Here is a 16455-nt window from a genome sequence, read left to right as displayed (position 1 = left end):
CTCCTGTATTATTCAATGCAAAAAGGGACCGTTCTCGTCAAAAATGCTGACACTCGAACGATCCCTGCTATGTGTAAGTTGATAGGCTGCAAATCCTATCTTCATTCCAATTCGGGCTGGATAGGCTTTTGATGCCTATGATGCACGACTTCATCAAAAAGAGTTTCTTGCTGAGTGTTCTGCTGCGGCTGCTGCATGGGCTGTAAGGAGAGCACGAATTTTTCAAATTCTCCTACGGTCAGAGGCTTTGCATGCTTCATCCATTCGTAGCCGATCTGCCCGCTTATTTCCATGGTTGCTGTCTTGATATCGCTGATTGAGGAAATTCCTTTTTCCCGCAGCCTCGCTTCCAATTGGTCTACGGATAGACGAAGCTTCTTCAGATTAGTCGCTACAATCTGACCATCTTGAATAACGAGCGTCGACTTGCCCATAAACCATTTTTCAACCCAGTCGAATTGTACGGCAAGAAATTGAACCGTGAGCAGAAGAGAGACAAAAATGCACAGAGTAACAACGGTTTGCCAAAGCCCCTGACCGTCAACGGCATGTCCTATCATAGAAGCCATGGACAGCAGGGTGATGATTTCCAGCCCCGTCATTTCACCTGACCGTTTTTTTGCCTAAGGCTCGTTGCAAGCAAAAGCAGACTAGCAGGACGGTCATAGCTTCCCATATAAAATTGAATTTCATATGCTCCTCCTTTACAGCAATCTATTTCCCTCTTAGACGAGGGAAGCATCGATCCCATCGGCGCACTTGTGTCTTGCCCATCCTTACAGTGTTCCCCCTGCGGCAGCCCTTTTAAACCTTTGTAAAAAGAAGGGATGCTTTTGCGAGCATTTCTTCCTATAAAGAAACACACCCGCGCAATACGCGGGTGTGTCTGTTGAAAAACCCATGGAGCCTGAACTATTGCTAACATACCTCATGTGGGGTATGCCCCTCCAGCCGCTGTTGAAACCCGAGAAGTAGATTAGATTTAGCGGTATTTTCACGGGTTTCAAAGGCGGACATAAACTCCTCGGAGGCATACCTCCCCACCCTATGCAGCATAGTTCGCACAAATAAGTTTTTTTTCAACAACCTGACCCGCTGCACGCGGGTTTGTTTCTTTTCCTACAGATCGACGACATCACAATATGGCATTATGCAGCAGCTGGTTGCGCATCCATTCATTTTGCACCAGGCCGTCACCTTCCGCTATCAATTGCTCGTACAGCCTGGCCCTGTATTGAATCAAATGCTCCTTGCAGCCGGGATCATTAACCCGGTTCGTCAATTCATATGGGTCCTGCTCCAGGTCGTACAGCTCATCGACATCCGTCGTGTTCCAGATGTATTTCCAGCGCTCCGTGCGCAGCATTCGTTGGGTGTACAGTCCGAACTGCTGCCCGTTATACGTGGAGACAACGTCCTTTCTCCAATCCGGTACCTCTTCCCCTTTTAACCAAGGCACAAGCGAGCGTCCATGGAAAAAGGAGGGGACGGGGATTCCCAGCAGCTCCAATAGAGTCGGCGGTAGATCCAGCAGATTGCTTACGAAGGAGTCGCATCGGATTCCGCCTTGCTGTATGACGTGAGGGTATCTCACAATGAACGGAACCTTGACGACATCGTCATATAAAATATAATGTTTATCCATCATCCGATGAGAGCCGCACATATCTCCGTGATCGGCTGTGAACACGACGAGGGTATCCTCAGTCGCACCCGACTCCTCCAGCGCTTGAAGCACTTTGCCGATAGCGTCGTCCGTCTGACTGATGATCCCGTAATACCTGGCAACGATCGGCGCCCAGTCCTCCCATGTAAAATCGTCCACCTGCCAGCTAAGCAGCTGCTGTTTTTGAATATACGGCTTGTTGAGGAACGTCTCCTCAAATCCGCCCCATTGGGGTATCGTCTCGGGCGCATACATGGATGCGAACGGCTCCGACGGCCGGCAGGGGAGATGCGGCTCCGTAAAATTCAGCTGTATGTACCAGGGAGATTCCGTCTCTCCCGAGGTCATCTCCCCAATAAGACTGCAAGCTTGAGCCGCTAACCAATGCGTCTGGGAATCCTCCAACGGAATCGGATTTCGCTCCCCGGCATATCCCGCATGAAACTGCACCTCGGGGTATTTCTGTTCGATCATCCTTTTGTAAGACGCGAAGCTGACAAAGGAGTCATAGCCATAATCCAGAGGAGTATACTCGGGATGAACATCCCATTTGCCGAGAAGCACGTTGCGATAGGACCGCTGCTGAAGCTCCCGTGGCCATGCGTACTCCGTTGGGGCAAGCGCCGGAACAGGCAGGCCGTTTTTGAAATTCCATAACGCCCCGAAAGCTTCCGGCCTTCTGCCGTTGATGAACGACTGCCTGGCAGGACAACAAGTAGGAATGGGTGTAAATGCATTCTCGAACCGGATGCCTTCCGAGGCAAGCCGATCGATATTCGGTGTCTGAACGGGGTATGAGCCATGATGCCCCACGCAGTCAAAGCGCAGCTGATCCAGCATTATCACTAGCAGGTTGGGCGTCTTCATGGCATTTTGATCCCGTAATTATTTTCTTTGGTCCAGTTGTTGTCGCTTATCTTCTTCCTGGCTCCGTCCACCATCAGCTTCTTCAGCTCGCTTATATATTTATCCAGGGTACTCGAGCCCTCCAGATACAGCTGGCCCAGCTTCTGATTATATTCGGTCACGTTCTTATCCACCTCGCCGGCATAAATATTGAGCTGCATCCGTTCGCCAACAAACTGAAAGCCCTTCAGCTTATCCGGAAGCGCTGCATTGGCAATGACAGGCGTGCGGTACAAGCTTTCCGCCAGCAGTCCCTGCACCTTGGGTGATGTCGTATAGGCGAGAAAATCGACGGCAGCTTCCATTTTTTCAGGTGCAATGGTTTTGGGGATCGCCATGTTCCCCGCTGGCACGCCTCCAATCTCCATCAGCTTGCCTATCGATTCCGGGTGATTCTCCTTGGTCAAATAAGGCAGCGGAAAGGCTGCCATTTCGAATTTGCGGGCGCTCGTTTCGAACAGAGCCTTGCTCTGCCCCGACGTGCGCATGACCATAGCGGCCTTGCCGCGCAGGAACAAATCTCCCGCTGTTTCGAAATCCAGCCCGTTGTAGCCCTTGGGCCAATATTTACTCCAGTTTTTGACGATGGGAAAGACATCCTTGAACGGTGCCTTTTCAATATCGATGATGCCCTGATCTACGCCTCTCACGTATTCGTTCACTTCGATAAAGCCGCTTTTATCTATATCCAGCTTATCGTACGAGCCGGCCAGCAGCTCCTCTGTCAAGATCCGGATCGTCCAGTTGTAGTTATAGTCGCCAGGCTTGGAGTTAGGGAACGCGAAGGGCACGACATTGATCTTCAGAAGCTTCTCCTGCGCATCAAGGAACTCGTTCCATGTCTTCGGTACATTCGTAATGCCTGCCTGGGCAAATAAATCCTTGTTGTACAAAACGCGGACCGAGTTAACATAGTTAGGGGCGCTGGCATAGGTTTTATCATCCCCTATCAGCTGCTGCAGGATTGTCGGAGGGAACAATTTCTCCCACGTCTGATCGCCGGAATAGGCTGTTTTTTGCTTATAATAGGGGGTCAGATCGACCAGCAGCCCTTTTTTCAAATCCTCTTGATCCCAAATATAGCGGGTTGTAAATAGATCCGGGGCCGTCTTGCCGATCAATTGGGTCGTCACCCAGGTCCGATGCTGCTCGACTCCGGCGAAGCTCTGCATTTGCAGGCTCACCTTCACTCCCGGATGCGAATCCGAGTATGTCTTTGCAATGCTTTCCCATGATTTGCGCTCCGCTTCATCCCCATCGCTCTCCAGCATAACCATGACGTTCAATTCGATCGTCTTGCCTCCGCCATTTGGAGCTTCACCGCCAGGAGCCGCCGTATTGGTGGCCGTACAAGCGTTAAGCAGCAGCATGCCGGAGCTCATGGCAATAAGCGGAAACGTCCAGCTTTTGCGAGCATTCAATCCCATCACCCCATCTGTTCAAATCACTAGATAAGAGCTAACCCTTCACTGCACCTGCCGTAATACCGGAAACGAACGTCCTCGTGGCAAACAAAAACAGCAGCAGCAAGGGCAAGGACGCTATGACATAGCCTGCAAACTGCATTCCCTGTACTTGATCCATCGGACCGTGAACACTTCCGAGCGCCAGGATGATCGGTTTGACTTTATCCCCCGAGGTCACGACCAAAGGCCACACATAGTTGTTCCAGCCTAGCAGCGCGTTGATGACGGCGACGGTTGAGAGAATCGGCACCGACAAAGGAATCGCGATTTGCCAATAAATTCTCACATCCCCCGCCCCGTCAACCTCCGCGACTTCAAGCACGCTTCTGGACAGCCCTTCAAAGAACGTTCGGATCAGCATCGTCGCCATAGCGGAAGCGCCGGCCATCGGACCGAAAATTTGCGCCCAGTACGTATTGATCAGGCCCAGATTTTTGAACAGGATGAACTGCGGGATCAGGATGAGAAAGGAAGGCACCATCATCAGCATGATAATCAGGTAGTAGAGCACGCCCTTTCCAAAAAAAGAAAACCGGGCAAACGCATACCCCGCCAATGTTGAATTGACCAGCACACAGATAATAATGCCCGATGTAATCAGCAGCGAATTCCATAAATAAGGCCACAGCTGAACGAACGCTTGAGCGTAATTGTTCACGTGCAGCGGCAAGGACGGCGACCAGAATTGGTGGATCACCTGATCGCGGTATTTCAGCGAGGAAATAACCAGCATATAAAACGGAACGAGCGTCAAGAGCAAGAGCAGCGTCAGAACCGAATAGTTCGCTGCAGCACCCAGCCTCCTCATGATTCACCCCCTATTCGGCCTGATCCGCCTGCTTGATAAAACGGTTTGCCGCAAGAGTGCATAGCAGCAATATGGCAAACACGACAACTCCGACAGCGGATGCGTAGCCGAGCTCGTTATATTCGAAGCCTTTTTTATATAAGTACAGGGCGGGCGTCAGAGTCGAGAACCCCGGGCCGCCGTTGGTCAGGACAAGCACATTTTCAAAGCTTTGGAACTGCTGGATGAAGGCAAGGATGAGAACCAGCCTGATCGGATTGCGAAGCAGGGGGAGCTCAATATGCCAGAACCGCCGCCAGCCGCTCATCCCGTCCATGCTGCCCACTTCAAACAGCTCTGCAGGAATCGCAATGAGTCCGGCCAGATAGATCAGGAAGAAGATGCCGGATACCCAAGGGAAGCCGATAAACACAATGGACCACAGCGCCGTCCCGCTCTCTCCAAGCCAGGCGTGAATCAGCTGCCCGAGACCAACTGCGTCCAGTAGACGGTCTAATAAACCATCGCTTACATAAATCCACTTCCACAATAAATAGACAATGATTTGCGGCACCACCATCGGCAGCACAAACATGAATCTGTAAAAGGATCTCGCGCCCGCCTGCCGGATGCGGAATACACCGATAGCAGCAAGCAGCGGAAACGTCAGTTGAATCAAGAGAAAGCTTCCGGTGAACAAAGCGATGTTTTTGAGAGAGACGTAAAAAGCAGGATCATGAAACAACCGGTTGAAATTATCCCAGCCTACAAACCGGTTCACGTTAGCGCCGTTCCATTCGTAGAACGATTGAAGGAAAGCATGGACGAACGGCGTATATTTGAACAGCCCGATCGACACCAGAATTGGAGCCAGAAATAAATAGGCCTTCAGATGCTTCCCTAGCCGTCCAGTTCGGATGCCGCCTGATCGGGCCTTCACGGGATGATTCATGATAGGCGTCCGGTTTGCCATTCGTCCAACCTCCTTATCCTAGAGAAGGCACCTCAACTACGGCTCCTCCGGATTGATGGGAGCGGATCGCCGCCTCGATAATTTCCTGGGCAGCCAGAGCTTCGGCACCCGAGCCCTCGATGTCTTCCGGCGAAGCCTGCTCCTTCAGCTGCTCGATGAACCGGTTAATCCGGTTGCCGAACGTGTCGTTGAAGCCCTGCATGCCGCGCATGATCGAGTTTTGCATCACCAGCTTTTCGCTGCTTTGGCGCGGATAATACGTAATGCTTTCGTATACGTTCTCGATGACGAATCTGCCTTCGGTTCCCGCTGCTTCGCACCACTCAATCGGATGCAGCATGGACATATCGTAGCTCCCCGTCAGATGGCCGACCGCACCGTTAGTGAACTCCATATTGACGCTGGCCGTCGACCAGGTTGCACGTCCCGGCGCTTTGGTCATAAAGGACTGGACCCGCTTTACATCGCCGAAAAAGTAGCGCATCACATCGATGGAATGCGGGTGCAGCGCCCTCATATGAAACCATTCGGTGAAATCCGCCTTGTTGTCGATCGTGAGCCGCATGTTCAAGAATAAAGGCGTGCCGAGCATATGACGGCCGATCCATTCTTTCCCCATGGCCGCTGCGGGAGTGAAGCGGTGGTTCAGGTTGCAGCCGAATCGCACTCCCTTGTCGGCCGCTGCCTTCACCATCGTGCGTGCCTCCTCGATGCTGTTCGAGATGGGCTTCTCGACAAGCACATCCTTGCCCGCTTCGATCGCAGCCATCACCGGTTCATAGTGATGGCTGCCCTTCTCTTCTCCTCCGGTCGCCACGCAGACCATATCGATCTCCTCGATCGCAAGCAAGCGCCGGAGATCGGTATAAGCCTTCACTCCATAAGCGAGGGCTGCTTCCCGCGCTCTGTCCTCCATGATGTCGCAAACCGCGACAAGCTCGGTATCCGGGTGCTGATGGTAATAACGGCAGTGAATCTTGCCGATATTGTTGACCCCGACTACAGCAATTCGTATCATTGCGGCTGCCTCCTATACGGTTTCTCGGATCTACTTGCTCTTGTTCGCCTGGAGCGAGCGGGCCGTAAGCGAGCTGCCTATATGCAGCGTGTCGTACGCTTGCTGGGAGGAGGTGAACGGAGCATCCCCTTTGCCATGCCATCCGAGGTTCGTGTACATCGGATTCGTCCGGCCGGTCTCCTCTTCACGGCGCGCGATATGCGCCTCCATCCTTGCGGTCAGCAGCTCGACGATTTCCGGCTCCTGATCGGCCACATTATGATTCTCCAGCGGATCTTCAATCAGATTGTACAGCTCGACCTCCGGCTTGAAATGAAAGTCGGGCTCAAGCGCCCGGATGAGCTTCCAATGAGGGGTGCGCCAGCCGTGCTTGCGCATCCAGGTGCATTCCGTAATGTACAGCTCGCTGATTCGACGCTCCGGCTGACCGCTGATGAAGGACAGCAGGCTTTGGCCTTCCATCTCCAACGGCTCATCGATATCCAGCAGCTCCAGTATCGTCGGCATAATATCGTGAATTACGCTGACCTCCGACACCCTTTTTCCGGCAGGCACCTTTCCCGGAAATTTAATGATCAATGGCACGACCAGCGTGCAGTCATACAGTCCATGATGGTCAAAGTAGCAATCATGCTCATACAAGGTCTCCCCATGATCGGAGGTGACAACGATCAGCGTTTCCTCGGTCAATCCCAAGGAATCGACAGCCTGAAGGATATTCTGAATGCCGGCGTCCATATAGGCTACGGCCCCGTCGTACTGGGCGCTCACATATTCTTGATCCGTGACCCCTTCCGGAATCCATGACTTCAAGAAATCCGCAAACGGCTTGAAATCATATACCGGCTCCATGGAATGATTGTCTGGATCCCGTTCATCGCCTCCGTAAAAGATCCGTTCGTACGGCTTCGGGGGTAAATAGGGAGAGTGAGGGTCCATATGCCGAAGGAACAGGAAGAACGGCTTGTCGTCCTGCGCCAGACGATTCAGTTCGGGAATGGCTACCGCGTTCAAATTGTCCGCTTTCGGGCAGCGGCCCGTTTCATCGGGCATCCATGCCTCATAGTCCAAGTACTTGTCGAAGCCCCGTGACGAAGGATTGCCGGTAAAGCCTACGCAGGTCGTGTTATAACCATGCTCGCTCAGTACTTCGGCCAAGGTTCGGCCTTCCAGCGGCCCTTTATGTCGGAGGGCGACCACGTCGGTGCCGAAGCAGTCCCGGCCGGTAAGCATCGCAGCATAGGCCGGTGTCGTAGGGATGCTCGGGCTGAAGTGCTGCTCGAACAGCACTCCTTCACCCGCAAGCTTATCGAGATGCGGTGTCGTCAATCGGGAATAACCATAAGAGCTCATTCTATCTCTTCGCAGGCTGTCGATGCCGAGAAGGATCAAATTCGGCTTTTTGGGGGATGTGGACATAGGGTTTGCACGCTCCTTCAAATCCGTTGAGATGGGTTAACGGGGGCCCTTATCGGGCGCCCAGCTGCTTCAGGCAAGCATTCAGATAGCCATAGGTTTCGGCCGCAATGATAGAGACCTGAGCCAACGAGTGCTCCGGCTTGGCTCCTATCACTTCAAGGACGACCGGGCCGTCGTATTGATGGTCAACCATCGCCTTGCAGTAGGCGAACAGGTTAATGTCTCCGCGTCCGCATGCCTGCAGCTCGATCGGTCCCGGCCCCTGCTCACGTCCCCGGCAATCCCGGATATGCACGTGATTCACCTTGCTGATCACGGCAGGCAGCGCATCCTCCGGATTTTCATTCGCCCGGTAAATATGGCTCGGGTCCATATCAATGCCGAATGCCGGGGAAGATACTTCGGCCATCGCTCTCAACGTAGTCGGCGTGTCATGGATCGCTTGACCGATATGTGCCTTCACGCACAACGTAACTCCCAAGGCAGCTGCCTTCTCCGACATCCGCTGGAGCTGATCGACCGAGCGTTGGACATCCTCCTCCACGCCCGTTTTGCCCCCGGGACCGATATTGACGATAGGGATCCCGATTTCCGCCGCAGCCTCGAATGCGGTTAAAAGCCGTTCCTCTTCCTTCACGCTGCCGAATTCCATCGACAGAAAGCTTAAACCGTTATCCTGAACGATCGAACGAAGCTCTGCCGCCTGATCCTTCCAACGGGCCAGATCCAGATGCTCGCACATCCCTTGAATGGCTGAGATCTCCACGCCATCATAACCGCTAAGCGCAATGTGCCGTGCTGCTTCGGCAAAAGTAAACTCTTTAAACAATACCGAATTGACGCCAAGCTTTATCATATCGATTACACACTCCCTTTTTTTCATAAGTCTATGGATTTTCGGAACGAACCACGCTCTCTTCCGATGGCTAGCATTCGTATATAATCCGGGATGTAACTAAAGATTATTTCATAGTCAGCGGATCGCCGTGGAAGGCTGGCAGCGGATGAGGCCGGACTACTGCGCCGCCTTGCTCATACGATTCGATCACCGCATACGTATACTCCAGCACAGCCAGCGCATCCCGGCCGGAGGCGCGAATATGCTCCCGAGGCACTCCATTCGTAATATCTTCGAGGAAGGCATGCAGCCTATTGTTGAAGGTCGTGTTGAACTCCGTTACACCGGAGGACGTCACCTCCGGCTGCGGATGGGACCCGATGGCCGGAACACCTTTTTGTGCGCGCCAATAGGATACCTTTTCCACGCAGTTTTCAATGCAGAAGGTTCCCTTCGTCCCGCCGACCTCCATCGTCCACCAGCCGCCAAGCCCATAGGTCGCATCGCCCCTTTGACTGAGCAGATAGCCTGCGGCTCCGCTGGCGAACTTCACATGAATACTGTTGATGGATACTGTAATATCCCCGGCGCTTTTGCGGAAGCCCGCCTGATTGGAGAACGTCTGGATATGAGTGATATCCCCGCAGTAATAGCGCATAACACTGAAAGGATGGGTTAAGAACGCTTTCATATGAAAATAGGGCTGGCCTTTATCCTTGGGAGATTTCGGGGCCGAGTACAGCTCCTCACCGCCGTTGAAGCCCATTTTGGCCAGACAGTAGACGGTTTCGCCAATATCTCCGGAGTCCATATACTGTCTTGCCCGTTCAGCGGGAGCGGAGAAATAATGATTCAGGTTGCAGCCGAGCGTCACCTTATTCTCGGCAGCGAAGCGCACCAGCTCTCTGCCTTCACGGATGTCGTTCGCCAGCGGCTTCTCTATCAGCACGTGCTTCCCGGCAGCAATGGCCTGCATGGCTGGTTCAAAATGCCAGCTTCCGTTATCGATCCCGCCGGTCGTTACATCGACGATATCCAATTCCGGCTCCTGCTGCAGCATATCCTCCAGACTGTAGTAAGCCCGGACACCGTACTTCTCCGCCGCTTTATCGGCCCTTTCCCTGACTACGTCACAGACTGCAACGACCTCGCCCAGCGGGTCGGAGGCATAGCATTCCGCATGCCGCATTCCAATCCCGTTCATTCCGACAATTCCGATTTTCAGTGCCATCGTTCGCGCCCCTCCACTTGCTTCGTCACCTAGAATCTGCAAGCGGGGACTGCACCACCTTTCCTGATTTAGTGTGCGAAACTTTTCTGCGAGCCTTTTGCCGTGTGTCTAAGTTCTCTCGGTTCTGAGGTGCTGTAGCTGTTTCCATCATATTCCACCTGTGATTCCGCAGCATTGCCGATTCCGACATCCTTAGAGTCGATTGTGTCAATCGTAAGCCGGATGATGGTTGGTTTATCCCCCGTGCTTCGAGGCCGCATTCTCCAAAGCGTCGTAACGTTCCCTCTGCGGATTCTGAATCCACTCCTCCCACGTTAAGCCTACCTCGGCAAGAATGGCTTCGATTCTCCTGCGAAACGGCAGCTGCGCTTCATGAATTTGTCTCAGCATCGGGTCCGCTCTACCGGCTAATTTAGTCCTCACATAGTGATTCAGCTTCATCTCCAGCTCCTCGGCCAATTCCGGTTCCGCATCCGCTATATTGACAAGCTCTCCCGGATCATGGAGCAGATCATATAACTCCGTCACCGGACGCTGAAAAAGCCCCGGATCGTAATACCGGATCAGCTTATACCGTTCCGTCCGAATCGCCCTTGCCGCCTGCCAGGCACATTCGCTCAAAAAGACTTCGTCAAGCGTCCCCTTCGCCTCTCCCAGAATGGAAGGCCATAAGCTTCTTCCGTCGATCCCGTCCGGCATAGCCATCGCAGTTCTAACTCGTTCGGATGGTACGGCTTTTGCTGCGGCCTCCAATATCGTGGGCATCAGATCCGCATGCTGGACAAAGCCGTTAACCCGCACCGCCTCCGGTATTCGTCCGGGCCACCGCATGATGAGCGGAACATGAACCGTTGGCTCATACAGCCCGCAATGATCCCAATAAATCTCATGCTCGGTCAAGCTTTCCCCATGATCTCCGAACAAAACGAGCATCGTCTCTTCCTTGATCCCCAAGTGCTCCAAGGTATCATCCAGCTCCCAGAGCAAATCGTCCAGATAGCGGATTTCGGCGTCGTACAGCGCGTTCATATATTCCGCATCGGTCACTGGGCCGAGCAGCTTGTAATGATGATGCTTGAAAAATGGATAAGCCGGATGCTCATAAGCCGAAGTCATGCCTGAGCCATCCTTGCGGTAGGGATCCCTGTTCTTGCCATAAAAAGATTCGATATATTTCTCCGGAGGCAAATAGGGCGTATGGGCGTCCCAGTAATGGAGGAACAGAAAGAAATCCTCCTCTTGATGCTCCCGAATCCAGGGCAGCGCCAGATCGTTAACGGTACGCCCGTCAATCCATCGCTTGGGCCCGGAGCTGTTCAAGTAGTATTGATAGCCTCGGGCGAACCACTCCTTCAGGTTATACAAATTGTCTACGGCGCAGGTCGTGAACCCGGCAGCCTTCAGCAAGGAGGGCAGCCATTTCACGCTTTTGGGCAAGTAGGCCAGCTCGGAGCCGTGGGAGACGATTCCGCTTGATAACCCTATTTTTCCGGTAAAAATAGCCGTATGCGCTACCTCCGTAGGGATATCCGCAGCATAGGCCCGCTCCATCAGCACGCCTTCCGAGGCAATCCGGTCGATATGCGGGCTTGTCGGTTTGTCGTATCCGTAGCAGCCAAGACGGTCGGCACGCAGCGTATCGAGAGAAATCAGGATGATTTTCATCGGATGTTCCTCACCTCTTCGATCGCCTTGCCTTCGCCAGACTGCTCCCTCCCGGCAGCAATGGCCGACTGCACAGTCCATGCTTCGGCCTTCCAGCGGTTTCTCCGCAGCCATTCCAGGATCTGCTCTGTATTAGCTTCTAACGAGCGCTTCTCCGTATCGATGGTGAGATCCGGTTGTTCGGGTATCTCATAAGCATCCGAAATGCCTGTGAACTGGGGGATCTCCTGTCGTCTAGCCTTGGCGTACAACCCCTTCACGTCCCGTGCTTCGCACTGCTCAAGGGAGCAGCTTACATACACCTCGACATAACCGTTCACATGGCTCCGCAAATAATCGCGCATTTCCTTATAGGGCGTGATGGCTGAGACAAGGACGGTTATGCCGTGTCCGGACAGCAAATTGGCAATGTAGGCTATGCGCTGAATATTTTCGAGCCGGTCGCTCCGGCTGAAGCCCAATCCTCTACCGATGGCCGCTCGGACGGCATCTCCATCCAGCAGCTCGACGGGGCGGCCGATTTCCTTCAGCCTCGCATATACTTGCTGCGCCGTAGTCGTTTTGCCGGAGCCTGAAAGGCCTGTGAACCAAAGTACACTACCGCTGGAGCTTTCCATGTACTCTCCTCCTCAGAGTTTTCGAAAGAAAACTCACTTCGTAAGCATTGGCTTCGTTTTCGTTAGAAAACTCACTTCGTAAGCATTGGCTTAGTTTTCGTCAGAAAACTCACTTTCGTAAGCGTTGACTTCGTTTTCGTAAGAAAACTCTGAATTTGTTGAGAAACCCAGTCTCAGAAGGTGGTTGTGTGCTCCAGTGGGGTATCCCCTTCCGGCCGCTGTTGTTATCGGGAAATTTTTTATACAATTTATAGCGGTGATTTCCCGATAACAAAGGCGGACGCATTCGCTCCTACAGGGGACCCCCCACCTCCAGCCTTCAACTATTCCTAGTAACCCAAAGCACTTGAAATGTTGCTACTATACTCCAGTGAGATATGCCCCTCCAGCCGCTGTTGAAATCCGTGAATTTGATTAGACTTAGCGGTATTTTCGCGAATTTCAAAGACGGACATAAACTTCTCCGAGGCATACCCCACTTCCCTATTTAGCAAATTTCTCGAAGATTTGGATTCTCCACAGAGTTTTCTTCCGAAACTCCCTAGTAAGCAGCTGCATAAAGTGTTCTAACGAAAACCAGCCTCTTTATCTCCTTCAGTTTACTTCGCTCTAGAGCAGGCTTCATTGTGCATTACGCCATTCGAATGGTCGATGCGGCCGGAAATCCGCTGAAGGCTAGCCCTTAACAGAGCCGGCCGTCATACCGGCGACGATCTTTTTGTTGAAGAAAATAAACAGAATCAGAGGAGGGATGGAAATCAGCACTACATCGGCAAACAGCAGGTTCCAGGACGTGATGTACATACTCATAAAGTTGTACAGTGTAAGCTGGACGGTCGCGTTCTCCGAGCCGGGCAGGAAATAGAGCGGATTGACGAAATCGTTGAACACGCTGACGGATTGAATAATGATGATGGTCGAAGATACGGGCTTTAGTAATGGAAAAATGATATGAGTAAACAGCTTGAAGCCGCCGCAGCCGTCGATGAACGCACTTTCGTCAATATCCCGGGGAATCGTGGCGGTAAAAGCTTTATACAGGATGGCGCAAAACGGAAAATGCAGGGCGATTTCCACCAAGGTAAGCCCCGGCAGCGTCTTGAACAGCCCTACGGAGTTGAGCACCCATATCGTAGGCACGACAGCAGGGGGAATCATCAAGCCGGCCAGCACCAGGAAGTTGAGCGTCGCCGCGCCCCTCCCCTTCTCCCTCCGCTGTAGGACGAAGCCTGCCAGCGAGCTGACAATGACCAGCCCTGCAATAGATAGAACGGTCAGGAGCGTACTGTTGTAAAACGCCCGAACCAGCATATGATCCGCCGCCTGCAGCACCGCTCTATAATTCTCGACAATATGAAAGGAATCGGGCCAAGCCATACTCATATCCGCCGCTTTGGTCGGAGATTTGAAGGAGTTAATAATGACGAAGTAGAAGGGCACCCAGAATATAACGGTCGATATCACGAGCATGAGGATGCTGACGACCGTCTTTTGCACGACACGATTCACAGGTCCACCTCTCTTCTGTTCAAAAACATATAGAGTGGAAATGCCAGGACCGAAATGGCAATGAACAGGATGACATTCCCTGCGGTAGCCAATCCGTAGAAGCCTGCCTGATACTGCTTGTAAATAATGGAAGCGATGAGGTCGGTCGAGAAGCCGGGCCCGCCCTTCGTCATGGCCCAAATCAGGTCAAACGTCCGTAATCCGCCAATGAACGCGAGAATGATGACGGAGTTCATAGCGGGTCGGCTGAGCGGCAAAGTAATATGCCAGAAGCCGCGGAACGCGCTTCCTCCGTCTATTTTCAAAGCCTCGTAGTAATGCTGGGGGATGGACATGATGCCGGCGATGTAAATGACCGTTGCGATACCGACGCCCTTCCAGACGTCAACGAGCGCAACGGATAGAAGCGCGATACTGGTATTCCCCAGCCAGTCGGGCCCGTTGATGCCCATGGCGGCTAGTGCGGTATTAATAACCCCTTGCGTCGGATGCATCATCGTGCTGAAGGCGATGCCAACGGCAATCGTACTAAGCAGAGTCGGGAAAAACACCATCGACCGGAAGTAATCCTTAAACCAGATTCGCGACGTCAGCAGCGTTGCGAGCAGCAGGGCTAGAATCACCTTGAGGCCGCAGGTCACGACGGCGAAAATCAATGTATTTTTGAAACCGATCTTCAAGGAGGACTCGTCAAAAAACATGATGTAATTGTCCAGCCCGATGAACTGCCATTTGGTCAGAGTCCAGCGGGTCAAGCTGAAAAACAGCGACATGATGGTCGGAAGCAGATAAAAGACGAAGTAAATGATCCCGGCCGGAAGCAGAAACAAGTAGGAGTACATTTTCTTTTGGGTAAGCGTCATCTGGATCCTTTCCTTTCATGTGGATAAAATTCGGCCCTGCCGTGGTGCGCAGGGCCGGATAGGCTGCGGTGAGAGAACCCCGCGAGCAAGCAGCTGTATCCCAATCAATGAATCTTACCACCCTGGAAGATTAAGCTGCTGCGCCTGCTTCTTGACATCCTTATCGTAGTCGGCTGCCCCTTCGGCTGCTGTTTTTTGCCCGGTTCCGACTTCGATCAATATGCTCTCCAGGTTAGGGCCCTTAACTGGCGAGATGAATTCCAGCGCCGGCAGTGTCTTTCCGTTATCAAAGTAAGTCTGCATATCCTTGACCGCTTGATATGCGTCGTCCGGAACCTGAATGCCTTTGACGACAAAGGGTCCGTTCGCCTTGCTTTTGGACATATAGGCTTTCTGGCCTTCCGGGGAAATCAGGAACTCGATGAACTTTTTAGCGGTGTCGATGTTCTTGCTCTTCTTATTAATGTAATAAGAGCTTGGCATCCATACGGTGAATCCGTTCAGGCTTGCATTATCGCTTGGAATCGGAAACACGCCGATATCTTGGACTTTATCCGGAAAGTTTTGAGCTAGAGCATCGATAGCGCTGGTCAGCATCGGGTACTGGACGCCGCTGCCTTCGGCAAGCATTTTAAGCCCCGTATCATAGGTCGTCGCCAGAAAATCCTTATTGTAGTAGCCTTTTTTGAACACCTCGCTGGTCATCTCAAACCCGCGAAGCGCCGCCGGCGTCGTCGCATATTTGGCTTTGTTCTCCGTATAATCCTTGGCAAATGTCGGTACCTGCGACTGCACGTTATAATGATTGGCGAGCACGAACAGCTGTGAGGTCCATGTCGTTTTGTAGGACCCGATGATAGCAGTTTTCCCTGCGGCCTTGATTTTATCGCTGTTGGCTATGAATTCCGCCCATGTTTTGGGAACGGACAGCCCCAGCTCGGCATAAACCTTTTTGTTGTACAAAATGCCGCCGACATTGGAGGAACCGCCGGGCACCCCGAATACTTTGCCGTTGGAGCTGATCGTCTCCTTGTACGAATCCAGCAGATTCGCCATGTACGGCTCTTTTGACAGATCGACGAAATTTTCTTCCGGATTCAAGGCTTGCAGCAGCGACCCCGAGTTATATAACAAAATATCGGCCATTTCTCCCGTTGCCAATCGCGTCTTAACCAGGTTGTCCCCTTCGGTGCCGTCCGGCTTAATGTCGAATTTGATCTTGATGTTCAGCTTTTTTTCCGCTTCCGCTGCAACCGCTTGGGTGGCAGGATAGGCTGTTCCGGTCGAGCCAATGAGAAGAGTCAGTGTAGTCGGTTCATTCGTTTTGCCTGCCGAGGGGGCTGTGGAAGGGGCGCTGCCGCCGGGGGCTGAGGTCCCTCCGCCTGAAGTCTGGCCTGAAGAGCTGCATCCAGCCGCAAGCACCGAAATCAAGGCCGCATAGGAAACAACCGTGAAGAGTTGGGTTCGTTTCATCTTTCTTTCCTCCCTTAGTGTTTG

Annotated in this window: 14 protein-coding genes; all 14 read right to left on the bottom strand. The window is 52.7% G+C overall.

Going from position 1 to position 16455, the window contains the following annotated elements; genetic code table 11:
• Positions 1-101 precede the first annotated feature (101 nt).
• The gene (locus ABEA66_RS02125) at positions 102-602 is read right to left on the bottom strand and encodes a DUF421 domain-containing protein (protein ID WP_345585625.1); all 501 of its coding nucleotides are present in this window, start codon (positions 600-602) and stop codon (positions 102-104) included.
• A 533-nt stretch (positions 603-1135) separates the two neighbouring features.
• Positions 1136-2533: a sulfatase family protein gene (locus tag ABEA66_RS02120; protein ID WP_345585623.1), complete on the bottom strand. Its 1398-nt coding sequence runs from the start codon at positions 2531-2533 to the stop codon at positions 1136-1138.
• Positions 2530-3993, bottom strand: coding sequence for an ABC transporter substrate-binding protein (locus tag ABEA66_RS02115; protein WP_345585621.1), 1464 nt, complete (start codon positions 3991-3993; stop codon positions 2530-2532). Before ABEA66_RS02115 ends, ABEA66_RS02120 begins: the two co-directional genes overlap by 4 nt.
• Before the next feature lie 37 nt (positions 3994-4030).
• On the bottom strand, positions 4031-4846 hold the full coding sequence (locus ABEA66_RS02110; RefSeq protein ID WP_345585619.1) for a carbohydrate ABC transporter permease: 816 nt from the start codon (positions 4844-4846) through the stop codon (positions 4031-4033).
• A gap of 10 nt (positions 4847-4856) precedes the next feature.
• The gene (locus ABEA66_RS02105; protein ID WP_345585617.1) at positions 4857-5798 is read right to left on the bottom strand and encodes a carbohydrate ABC transporter permease; all 942 of its coding nucleotides are present in this window, start codon (positions 5796-5798) and stop codon (positions 4857-4859) included.
• A 13-nt stretch (positions 5799-5811) separates the two neighbouring features.
• The gene (locus ABEA66_RS02100; protein WP_345585615.1) at positions 5812-6816 is read right to left on the bottom strand and encodes a Gfo/Idh/MocA family protein; all 1005 of its coding nucleotides are present in this window, start codon (positions 6814-6816) and stop codon (positions 5812-5814) included.
• Between the two features lie 30 nt (positions 6817-6846).
• Positions 6847-8235, bottom strand: a complete 1389-nt coding sequence (locus tag ABEA66_RS02095) for a sulfatase family protein (protein WP_345585613.1) — start codon at positions 8233-8235, stop codon at positions 6847-6849.
• Positions 8236-8284: 49 nt separating this feature from the next.
• Positions 8285-9091, bottom strand: coding sequence for a sugar phosphate isomerase/epimerase family protein (locus tag ABEA66_RS02090; protein ID WP_345585611.1), 807 nt, complete (start codon positions 9089-9091; stop codon positions 8285-8287).
• Between the two features lie 106 nt (positions 9092-9197).
• The gene (locus tag ABEA66_RS02085) at positions 9198-10304 is read right to left on the bottom strand and encodes a Gfo/Idh/MocA family protein (protein WP_345585609.1); all 1107 of its coding nucleotides are present in this window, start codon (positions 10302-10304) and stop codon (positions 9198-9200) included.
• Positions 10305-10538: 234 nt separating this feature from the next.
• On the bottom strand, positions 10539-11969 hold the full coding sequence (locus tag ABEA66_RS02080; protein ID WP_345585607.1) for a sulfatase family protein: 1431 nt from the start codon (positions 11967-11969) through the stop codon (positions 10539-10541).
• Positions 11966-12586, bottom strand: coding sequence for an adenylyl-sulfate kinase (cysC, locus tag ABEA66_RS02075; protein ID WP_345585605.1), 621 nt, complete (start codon positions 12584-12586; stop codon positions 11966-11968). Before cysC ends, ABEA66_RS02080 begins: the two co-directional genes overlap by 4 nt.
• A 675-nt stretch (positions 12587-13261) precedes the next feature.
• Positions 13262-14095 (bottom strand): carbohydrate ABC transporter permease, encoded by an 834-nt coding sequence (locus ABEA66_RS02070; protein ID WP_377740329.1) that lies wholly within the window; start codon positions 14093-14095, stop codon positions 13262-13264.
• On the bottom strand, positions 14092-14958 hold the full coding sequence (locus ABEA66_RS02065; RefSeq protein ID WP_079912477.1) for a carbohydrate ABC transporter permease: 867 nt from the start codon (positions 14956-14958) through the stop codon (positions 14092-14094). Before ABEA66_RS02065 ends, ABEA66_RS02070 begins: the two co-directional genes overlap by 4 nt.
• A 114-nt stretch (positions 14959-15072) precedes the next feature.
• The gene (locus ABEA66_RS02060; RefSeq protein WP_345585603.1) at positions 15073-16431 is read right to left on the bottom strand and encodes an ABC transporter substrate-binding protein; all 1359 of its coding nucleotides are present in this window, start codon (positions 16429-16431) and stop codon (positions 15073-15075) included.
• Positions 16432-16455 lie beyond the last annotated feature (24 nt).

Origin of the sequence: Paenibacillus vulneris (assembly GCF_039543185.1) — a bacterium.
Lineage (GTDB): Bacteria > Bacillota > Bacilli > Paenibacillales > NBRC-103111 > Paenibacillus_S > Paenibacillus_S vulneris.
The sequence above is the reverse complement of the archived record's forward strand: the minus strand, read 5'-3'. Positions and strand labels throughout refer to the sequence as shown.